The sequence below is a fragment of the Alteromonas sp. AMM-1 genome (genome assembly GCF_047290655.1).
In the GTDB taxonomy this organism is placed as follows: Bacteria; Pseudomonadota; Gammaproteobacteria; order Enterobacterales; family Alteromonadaceae; genus Alteromonas; species Alteromonas mangrovi.
This window is the reverse complement of the sequence record NZ_JBLBUE010000134.1, coordinates 1-10,040: the sequence shown is the minus strand read 5'-3', so window position 1 is coordinate 10,040 and position 10,040 is coordinate 1. Positions and strand designations below refer to the sequence as shown.

The window sequence follows — 10,040 nt, the reverse complement described above, 5'->3', positions numbered from 1 at the left end:
GTGCTCGTGGCCATCAAATTCCGGGTGATCAAAAACAGACATAGGGTAAACCGTTCCAGTGCAAGAAAACGCTATACTAGCGCACAGTGCTGAGGACAGTTTTTGCGAGTTTTGTTCGTTTAATTTACGCCGGAGAACGGCAATTTTTTTCGCCAGTACTTTGTAGGATGTATATCCTAGTATTATAATGCTCACATAATAACTATCATAACGACCTACTCACGAGCACATTAATGAAACTGGACAAATTCGACCGCGAAATCCTACGCGTGCTTCAACAGGATGCCACTATCTCTATGGCTGATCTCAGTCAACAGGTGGGCTTGTCTCATACCCCGTGCTGGCGTCGGGTGAAACGCCTTGAATCAGAAGGGATCATTCTTAAAAAAGTCACATTACTGAATGGCAAAAAGCTTAATTTGGGTGTGTCGGTATTTATTTATGTTTCACTGAAAAATCACGATGGGGATTCGTTAACCGATTTCGAAAAAGCCGTGCAGTCGATTGATGAAATAGTAGAGTGCCACACTACCAGTGGTGAAAAAGACTACTTGTTAAAAGTGATTGTAGAAAGTATTGAAGAATACGAGCACATTCTGAAGACCAAACTCACTCACCTGCCCTGTGTAGACCATTTAAGTTCAACGTTTGCGTTAAAGCAGGTGAAAAATACCACCGCGTTGCCCATTAAGAATCAGTAACGATTCGCGAATTATCTATTTAACTACAAGGCTCGTAACCCGACGCTATTGCGCGTCGGGTTGGTTTTCTGGTTCTGCCTGCTGAAAGGCTTCCAGCGCCTGACAATTATTGTAAATGCGGGTGATCAGTGGGTATTTCTCCATATCCACCCCGAACCGTTTGGCATTGTATACCTGCGGTACCAGGCACACATCAGCCAGTGTGACATTAAAATCGAAACAGAATCGGCCAGCCTGAGTTTGCAGGCGACGCTCGATACCATCGAAGCCTTTTTCAATCCAATGCTTACACCAGGCATTATTCTGCTCAGAAGACGCGTCAAACTGTTGGGATAATGTTTGCAATACACGTAAATTTGCCAGCGGCTGAATATCACAGGCAATATCCTGAGCCAAACTGCGCACCCTTGCCCGTTCTACTGTGTGGGCAGGGATTAGTGGAAACGGTTCCGAATATCGTTCATCGAGAAATTCAATGATACTCAATGACTGGTTAAGAATAATATCCTCATCGTCGTCAACAAACGTGGGCACCAGATGCGAGGGGTTGAGTGAATCGTAAGCGGCCTGATGTTGTTCGCCGCCGTCTTTCACCAGGTGCACTGGCACGTATTCGTACTCTAACCCTTTCAGGTTCAGTGCAATGCGAACCCGGTAAGTTGCCGAGGAACGCCAGTATCCATATAACTTCAGACTCATCATGGATTTCCTAATTGTGCGGTACCTGCATGAAACAGGTACCGGTTTAGCAGTTTAACGCTGGTTCATAACGTTAGTTCTTAACGCTAGTTCGTAACGCAAGTTCGTGATACTAGTTCAGCACACGCACCCTTTGTTCAATCGCGCCAAAAATGCTGTTGTGTTGATTGTCGAGCATTTCAATTCGCACTGTGTCACCATTCGACATAAAGCTGGTTGAAGGCTTGCCATCGCGAATAGTTTCAATCATGCGTACTTCTGCAATACACGAATAACCAACCCCTCCCTGAACTATAGCAGATCCGTAGTCAGTGCCCTGTTTATTTGACACCGTACCTGAACCAATAATAGTACCAGCACCTAAATTGCGGGTACGGGCCGCATGGGCAATGAGCTGCGCAAAATTAAACGTCATATCCACGCCAGCATTGGGCTTGCCAAACAGTTCATTGTTGTAATGCGTGAGTAGCGGCAAATTTACCTTGTTGTTCATCCAGCTGTCGCCCAGCTCATCGGGGGTAACAGCAACCGGCGAAAAGGCACTGGCAGGCTTGGACTGATAAAAACCAAACCCCTTCGCCAGCTCACCGGGAATCAACCCGCGTAATGACACATCGTTCACCAGCATAAGTAATTTAATGTGTTGGCCTGCAGTTTCGGGCGAAACACACATTGGCACATCGTTGGTCACTACCGCAATTTCTGCCTCAAAATCGATACCCATGGTAACGTCGGGCACCACTACATCATCGTAGGGACCAATAAAATCATCGCTGCCGCCCTGATACATGAGCGGGTCGGTCCAGAACGATTCAGGGATTTCTGCGCCACGTGCTTTGCGAACCAGCTCTACGTGATTTACATAAGCACTGCCATCAGCCCAGTGATAAGCCCTTGGCAACGGTGAATGACAACGCGTGGCATCGAAAGCTTCGCTGTCGATTTCGCCGTTATTCAGTTGTGAATACAGTGCTTGCATCGGTGCTTTCAATGCATCCCAGTTGTCGATGAATTGCTGCATGGTTTGGGCAACCGGTGCAGCGGAAACCGCGCGCGTTAAATCGCGGCTTACCACCATTAATGCACCATCTCGCTGTGCATTCTTGTAAGTAGCAAACTTCATTCTGTTCTCCTGTTAACCTTTCCAGCTGTACACGTATTCGGCGTTCTCAACGGCCTGACTTGCGGCAGTAATATCCAGCGCATCCCGCGTATCCAGCATTACCGCCACTTCGTCGGTAAAGGTTTTCTTATGGGCCTGTCCGGCAGCGAAGGCTTTCGGGTGTGGACCGTGTGTAAAGCCAGCCGGATGGAATGTCACCATACCCGCCTCAATATTGTCGCGGCTGAAAAAATCGCCCGCGTGGTAGAACAACACTTCGTCGAAGTCGTCATTGCTATGATAAAAAGGCACCTTTAATGCACCCGGATCGCTTTCAATAGGACGCGGTACAAAGGTGCAAATCACAAAGCGCTTAGCCACAAAGGTTGTGTGCGCCGATGGCGGTAAGTGATAACGATGGCTCATAAGTGGGCGAATATCGCGCCAGTTAATTTTCATTACCGTAAGATCACCATGCCAACCCTGTGCATCCAGCGGATTAAACGGATAAGTGATCCGCGACAAACGCTGATGACGCTTTACTTCCACCTGCCAGGTATTTTCATCCTGCTGCGATAGAAACGTATCGTTGATTTCAGGAACCTTTAGCATTGCCGGATCGAAGATAGCGTGATTGCCAACCAGTCCTTTGTCAGGTAACTGATAGCTGTCGTCCGTAGCTTCAATCATCAGCAACTGCATTTGCGAATGCGGTTCCAGTCGCCACATGGTCGAACGGGGTATCACTATGTAGTCGCCTTCGGTTACCACAAAGTGCCCGTAATCACAGAAAAAGTCGCCCTCGCCTTTGTGCACGAACAATAAGTCATCGCCATCAGCATTTCTGGCCAGTTTCCGCATTGGCTCATTGCAGTGCCAGAACCGGTATTGGCAATGTGCATTGTGCAATATCACTGGCGCACTAAACGGTGAATTGGCCTCGGCAAGCTGGTTTAATTGAGTAAGATCGAATGCGCGTGGGCGCAATTCGCCTTCCCATTCACACCAGCCAGTTGGGGCGTGTTTGTGATGCAAATGGGTGGCAGGACCGAAAAAGCCCTCCCGCCCCACTTCGCGCTCGTACAGCGCCTGCTCAGGTAAGTCAGCATGAGCCTGACTTGAATGCAGACCCTGCTTTATGGGAAACCGCGCCGGATTACGCATTATCACCCTCAACGTTTAATACGCCACGACGGATTTGGTCCTGCTCGATACTCTCGAATAACGCTTTAAAGTTCCCTTCGCCAAAACCTTCATTGCCTTTGCGCTGAATGATTTCGAAGAACACCGGGCCAATTACCGTATCTGTGAAAATTTGGAGCAAAATGCCGTCCTGCTCCGGCGCACCATCTATCAGGATACGCAGGTCGCGAAGCACATCTACCGACTCTCCGTGGCCAGGAATGCGAGTATTTACCGCATCATAATAAGTGTCAGGGGTATCCATAAACGCCAGACCGCGGCCTTTCAGCTCTTTCACGGTTTTGTAAATATCGTCGGTAGACAAAGCGATATGCTGGATCCCTTCACCATTGTAGGCCTTGATAAACTCTTCAATTTGCGAATGATCGTCAACCGATTCATTGATTGGAATACGAATACGACCGCACGGGGAAGTCATGGCTTTACTCACCAGTCCGGTTAACTTACCTTCGATATCAAAATAACGGATCTCGCGGAAGTTACCGATGTTCTCGTAGAAGTTGGCCCACACTGCCATATTGCCGCGTTTCACATTGTGTGTGAGGTGATCGATCAATTGTAAGCCGGCATCGACATTGGCAACGCGTTCCTGCCAGTCGGGGTAGAAAGTAAAATCGACGTCGTAAATGCTTTCTGAGCCGTAACGGTCAACAAAATATAACGTGCTTTCGCCGATACCGTAAATCGCAGGAATATTCAGTTCCATGGGGCCGAGGTTTCCGCGGAACAATTTACCGCCATGAGCCAGAGCGTGTTCAATCGCTACGCCAGCATCCTTCACACGAAATGCCATACCGCATACGCTGGGCCCGCGTAATCGGGCAAATTCTTCAGCCTGTGACGCTGGTTCAGCATTAACAATGAAATTGATGTCGCCCTGACGGTACAACCATACGCGCTTTGATTTGTGTTTTGCCACTTCGGCAAAACCCAGCGATGAAAACAGCGCTTTGAGTGCGTTGATGCCTTCTTCGTTAGCAGCCGTATACTCGACAAATTCGAAGCCGTCAGTGCCCAGAGGATTGTAGTTATTAGAATGTGTTGTCATTGATGTCTCCGATTAACATGATTGCAACAATATAATCAGAGAACCTATTGCGACAGAAGCCCGCCAAATAAGAGAGTTAACGGCGGGAATTTACAGCTTTTGTAAACAAAAAGTAACAGCGAAATACACACTTTTTGCAACCCATAAAAAAAGCCGTTCTGCGCCTGTCAGAACGGCTTTGCAAGCTTCATCAACCTGTAACTATAACTTTACAGTGGCTTTATTGATGCCATATTCTCGTAGCTTGTTTGCAATAGCTGTGTGACTTAACCCGAGCTTTTTCGCCAGTTGACGGGTGCTAGGATAGGATGGATACAGTTTCTTCAACAGCTCCCGTTCGAATTTTTTCACTTCGTCGTCCAGACTGCCTTCAAAATTCTCATCTACATAGGTCATGCTGGGCGTGCAGCTGGGTAATTGAATATCTTCCTTGGTAATTTCATTACCATCGAGCAGCGACAACGCGCGGAATAAAGCATTCTGAAGCTGTCTGACATTGCCCGGCCATGGATAGTGTTGCAAAAAATCCACGCAGGATTTGCTGAGTTTAGCCGGGCGACGTCCCAGCTTTGCGCTGTGCTGCAAAATAAAGGCTTCAGATAACGGCACAATGTCGGAACGACGCTCACGCAGCGACGGTACAACCAATCCCAACACGTTAAGGCGGTAATACAGTTCTTTGCGAAACTTACCATCTTCCACTAATTGCCCCAAATCCTGACAGGTAGTGCAAATAAATCGCACGTCCACCGCTACGGGGTTTACATCACCAATGCGACGAAACGCACCGTCTTCCAGTACCCGGAGCAATTTGGCCTGCAACTGACTGGACATATCGGCAATTTCATCGAGCAGCAGCGTTCCACCGGCAGCCTGTTCTAACAAGCCGGCTTTTGCCTGCGTCTGATTAAACGTACCCGCGGCATAACCAAACAATTCTGTTTCGGCAACGTTATCCGGAATAGCACCACAGTTCAGCGCCAGGAAAGGTTTATCGGCACGGCGGCTACTTTGGTGGCAGGCTTTCGCCAGCATCTCTTTACCCGTGCCGGTTTCACCGAATATCAGAATGGGCGCATCGAGATCGGCAATCCGCTTAGCTTCATCGATGGTTTGTTGCATGCTGGGCGACTGCGTGATCAGCTTGTCGAAGCTGCCCTTGCCATGCTGATGAAACACCGTAATTTGCTGACCAAGTCGCACTTCCGATTTAAGCATCACAACAGCACCCGCCAGAATGGCCTTATCATCCGAATCATCTACCGTAATGGGCAGAATATCGGCTACGAAGTCCTGTTGAATAAACTTCACCTTTGTACTGTGTGGCCCCGGATTTTTACTTTCTAACCAGCGGCCAAAGTTGAAGCCTTTCACGTATTCGCCAATTTCGGTATGCAACAGATCCTGTTCGTCCATTTCCAGTCCGCTGGTTACTGCATCATTGCACAACAGTAGCTTTCCGCGGTTGTCGATAGAAAACACCGGATCAGGTAAGGTTTGCACAATTGCAAACAGCTGATTTCGCTCGCGCTCTCCTGGCATGAATAACGTTGTTTTAACGTCTTCAATACCCGGAATTCGCCGAATCTTAGGCATTAAGTGCTGAAAATCTTCAAACTTAATGTTGGGGAAGTTAAGAAAAATTTTACCGCCTTCGTCAATCTCAATACCACGGAGGTCAATGTTATGGGTAACTAAAATATCCAGAACGTCCTGGGTGATCCCAAGCCTGTCCTGACAACTGATTTCTAAACGCATCCAAACACCTGGCAGCTGTAAACTATATTTTACAGAATATCACATTTTAATAACTATTCTAGGCTAATACGCAATTAGAAACTGAATTGTTCATTTTTTGAGAAATGCGCAAAAAACCGTGCATATCAGGTATGCACGGTGAGGATTTTTAGTACAGTTAGCTTGCTTTTTTATTAGGTTCAAATAGGGGTTCAAACAAGCCGAGTTGTTTGGCATCCTGAACCAGTGCCATTAGATCCATCGCGGAAATGTCCAGTAACTGGTCGAAGTTTTCAAGAATGTAGTAAAGCGGTTGTAATATATCAATGCGATACGGTGTGCGAAGCACATCCATCACGTTTATGTTTCGGCGTACCGGGACTTCACTTTCAAGGGCATACAGCGTCTCCTTGGGAGACGACATAATGCCCCCTCCTACAATACGCAAGCCCTCGTGCTGTTTCACCAAACCAAACTCTACGGTAAACCAGTACAATCTGGCCAAAAATACACGATCCTCTTTACTTGCCTGCAACCCTAATTTGCCATAAGTTTCAGTAAAACGGGCAAACGCCGGATTGGTTAACAGCGGGCAATGCCCCATCACTTCATGAAAAATGTCCGGCTCTTGCAAATAGTGGAAGTCTTCTTCACTGCGTATAAAGGTGGCGACAGGAAATTGCTTGTTCGCCAGTAATTCAAAAAACTCTGCGAAACTGATCAGTGCTGGCACCGCGGCAGTCTTCCACCCGGTTGCAGCTTGTAGTGCTCTGTCTATATCCGGAAGCTGTGGGATCACATCAGGTTGCAGGCCGAGTAAAGTCAATCCGTGAAAGTACTCATCACAGGCTCTGCCTGGTAGCAACGCCATTTGCTGCTCGTACAATGCCTTCCACACCTTGTTCTCAGCGTCAGACCATTGAATTATTCCGCCAGGACCAGGAGTTTTTGAATGATATTTTGATTGCTTAGCCATACACCGAATTTAGTTAACAATTTATTCACTAAAGTGTAATGATTTTAGCGTTTGGAAACACGTCTATAACGCTTTGCTGTAGGCTTTCCCATGTAACATAAAATTTACATGCGGGGTATTTATTCGCTGCGCAGAGAATCGGTATGGCTAACGAAAAAGCCCGCTAAAACAACGTTTAGCGGGCTTTTAAAAGTGCTTGTATCGGCGTTTCGGTAAGCCGTTACAGACGGCTGATTTCCCGGTTTAACTGATACTCACGTGACGTTACATAAGTCTCAATTTTGCGCAATCGTTTCTCAATTCCCTGAAAGCGATTAGCAATGTCGTGGAATGCCTGTCTTGGTGGCTCGCCTGCCTGCCATACCTTGGTTTTTACTTCCACCCGTTCATTGTCTTCGGTATTACTTACGCTGCTGTTACGCCATCCTTTACTGGTATCGCTGCTTTCGCGATGCGCAGTGACATGCGGTGTATTTTCAGGTCGTTTGTCAAAAATAAACCAACACGCGATATAGGTAACAAATACAAAGGGCCCTGCCAGTAAGAAAAACGCTGTGACGGTAAGGATACGTACTAACCAGACTTCCAGTCCAAAGTACTCGGCAATCCCGGCACACACACCGGCAATGCGGCCGTGTTTGGCATCACGATACATCGTTTTCTTGGTCATGCGCGATTTCTCCACTCCGGGGCCTCAGAATCCAGAATCGCTTCCAGGGTTTTAATTCTGTCTGCCATGACTTCGGCTTTACCAGCCAGGTCTTGCAGTGCGATTTGATCTTCGGCCGTTAACCCCTGGTTAACCTGCTTCTTGCTGCGATAGTGCAGGATTAACCATATTGGCGCCACAAAGATTAAGAATATAATCAGTGGTGCAAGTATTACTGCAACCGTGCCCTCATCCATAATATACCTCCGATATGACGCGCTGATTCAAATCAGCCAAATACGTTAATGACTTACTTTGCATTAGCTGATTTTTCAGCAGACTTTGCAGATTGCTTCATTTTGGCTTTTAACGCTTCCAGCTCATCGTTAATTTTATCGCCTGCTTCTAACTCTGCAAATTCATCGTGCAAAGACTTTTTACCCAAATCATAGGCTTCAACCTGCGATTCGATGTCGTCAATTTTGCGCTCATATTGTTCAAAGCGACCCATTGCTTCGTCAATTTTGCCACTGTCGAGTGTTTTGCGCACTTCGAGGCGTGACGCTGCCGTTTTCTGACGCATCACAATGGTTTTTTGACGCGCTTTGGCATCGGCCAGTTTTTCCTGCAGCTGAGCGGTTTCGGTTTGAAGCTTACCAATTTGTTCTTCAACAATTTTCAGCTCTTTACCCAATGTATCAGCGGCTTCATTGCTTTTTTTCTTTTCCTGCAGTGCAGCTCGCGCCAGGTCTTCGCGATCTTTGCTAAGTGCAAATTCCGCTTTAGCCTGCCAATCGGCAGCATCCGCTTCCATTTTGTTGATTTGCGCCGCAATATCCTTTTTGCTGGCAATGGTTTTGGCTGACGCAGAACGCACTTCTACCAGTGTGTCTTCCATCTCCTGGATGATCAGGCGAACCATTTTCTCCGGATCTTCAGCCTTGTCGAGTAATGCATTAATATTTGAGTTCACAATGTCAGTGAAACGCGAGAAGATACCCATAATTACTTACCTCTGGCTCGTGTTGAAAACGAATGGTTAATCTTGGTTATAACCATACAAATACCCTGCCAACTTCAAAAAATATTTTAACACTTTGTTTTTAAAGAGTTTTAATTGATAAAAAGAAATACTCGAATCGGCTTCTTTTTTAATCTACACTATTAATTGGTCGATTTGGCTATTTTTTGAGGGAATTAATGAGTCGGTTTCGCCAACAAGACAATTTACTCGGGCAAGCAAACAGCTTTTTAGAGATTCTGGAGCAGGTATCTCAGATTGCGCCACTTAATAAGCCCGTGCTTATCATCGGTGAACGCGGTACTGGTAAAGAGTTGATTGCCGCACGTTTACACTTCCTGTCGAAACGCTGGGATCAAAACTACGTAAAGCTAAACTGTGCTGCACTGAACGAGAACTTACTTGAAAGTGAATTGTTTGGTTATGAGGCAGGCGCATTTACTGGCGCAGCCAAACGTCGGGAAGGTCGATTCGAGGTAGCGCACAACGGCACGTTATTCCTGGATGAACTGGCAAATACCTCCGGGATGATTCAGGAGAAACTCCTGCGCGTTATAGAATACGGAGAATTTGAGCGCGTAGGTGGAAGTCGTTCATTAAAGGTAGATGTGCGTCTTATTGCTGCTACCAATGAGGATTTACCGTCGCTAGCCGAAAGTGGTGAATTCCGCGCTGATTTGCTGGACCGACTCGCGTTTGACGTTATTACCATTCCTCCCCTTCGGGAACGACGCGAAGACATTTTACTACTGGCAGAAACCTTCGCCATTAATATGGCGCGAGAACTCGAAATGGAGTTGTTCAGCGGATTCACGGCCAAAGCCAAACGCATCTTATTGGAATATGACTGGCCTGGTAATATCCGGGAATTGAAAAACGTGGTGGAACGCGCGGTATACCGGTG

The 10,040-nt window shown here is 47.0% G+C and carries 11 protein-coding genes; 2 read left to right on the top strand and 9 right to left on the bottom strand.

Annotated features, from left to right (window positions below):
* The first annotated feature begins 233 nt into the window (after positions 1 to 233).
* Entirely contained in the window at positions 234 to 701 is a 468-nt protein-coding gene (locus tag ACLR2L_RS15980; protein WP_140956036.1) for an Lrp/AsnC family transcriptional regulator, read from the top strand.
* Positions 702 to 746: 45 nt separating this feature from the next.
* Here the strand turns inward: ACLR2L_RS15980 and maiA are convergent, their stop codons facing one another.
* From maiA to pspA, 9 genes are all read right to left on the bottom strand, one after another.
* Complete coding sequence (maiA, locus tag ACLR2L_RS15975) at positions 747 to 1,400, bottom strand: maleylacetoacetate isomerase (protein WP_140956445.1); 654 nt, start codon at positions 1,398 to 1,400, stop codon at positions 747 to 749.
* Between the two features lie 112 nt (positions 1,401 to 1,512).
* The gene (locus tag ACLR2L_RS15970) at positions 1,513 to 2,523 is read right to left on the bottom strand and encodes a fumarylacetoacetate hydrolase family protein (protein ID WP_413369485.1); all 1,011 of its coding nucleotides are present in this window, start codon (positions 2,521 to 2,523) and stop codon (positions 1,513 to 1,515) included.
* 12 nt (positions 2,524 to 2,535) lie between these two features.
* Positions 2,536 to 3,666, bottom strand: a complete 1,131-nt coding sequence (locus ACLR2L_RS15965; protein WP_413369483.1) for a homogentisate 1,2-dioxygenase — start codon at positions 3,664 to 3,666, stop codon at positions 2,536 to 2,538.
* Positions 3,659 to 4,753 carry a 4-hydroxyphenylpyruvate dioxygenase gene (gene hppD / locus ACLR2L_RS15960; protein WP_140956039.1) on the bottom strand — a complete coding sequence of 365 codons (1,095 nt, stop codon included), beginning with the start codon at positions 4,751 to 4,753 and terminating at the stop codon, positions 3,659 to 3,661. The genes ACLR2L_RS15965 and hppD overlap by 8 nt, the downstream gene beginning before the upstream one ends.
* A 201-nt stretch (positions 4,754 to 4,954) precedes the next feature.
* The gene (tyrR, locus tag ACLR2L_RS15955) at positions 4,955 to 6,511 is read right to left on the bottom strand and encodes a transcriptional regulator TyrR (RefSeq protein ID WP_140956040.1); all 1,557 of its coding nucleotides are present in this window, start codon (positions 6,509 to 6,511) and stop codon (positions 4,955 to 4,957) included.
* A 157-nt stretch (positions 6,512 to 6,668) separates the two neighbouring features.
* The gene (phhA, locus tag ACLR2L_RS15950; protein WP_413369481.1) at positions 6,669 to 7,466 is read right to left on the bottom strand and encodes a phenylalanine 4-monooxygenase; all 798 of its coding nucleotides are present in this window, start codon (positions 7,464 to 7,466) and stop codon (positions 6,669 to 6,671) included.
* A 220-nt stretch (positions 7,467 to 7,686) separates the two neighbouring features.
* A complete protein-coding gene (gene pspC, locus ACLR2L_RS15945; RefSeq protein ID WP_140956042.1) occupies positions 7,687 to 8,136 on the bottom strand; it encodes an envelope stress response membrane protein PspC in 450 nt (149 codons plus the stop codon).
* Positions 8,133 to 8,372, bottom strand: a complete 240-nt coding sequence (gene pspB, locus ACLR2L_RS15940) for an envelope stress response membrane protein PspB (protein ID WP_140956043.1) — start codon at positions 8,370 to 8,372, stop codon at positions 8,133 to 8,135. Before pspB ends, pspC begins: the two co-directional genes overlap by 4 nt.
* A 53-nt stretch (positions 8,373 to 8,425) precedes the next feature.
* A complete protein-coding gene (pspA, locus tag ACLR2L_RS15935) occupies positions 8,426 to 9,118 on the bottom strand; it encodes a phage shock protein PspA (RefSeq protein WP_413369478.1) in 693 nt (230 codons plus the stop codon).
* Between the two features lie 197 nt (positions 9,119 to 9,315).
* Between pspA and pspF the strand changes: the two genes are divergently transcribed.
* The coding region (gene pspF / locus ACLR2L_RS15930; protein WP_413369476.1) for a phage shock protein operon transcriptional activator at positions 9,316 to 10,040 on the top strand (725 nt) is incomplete at its 3' end.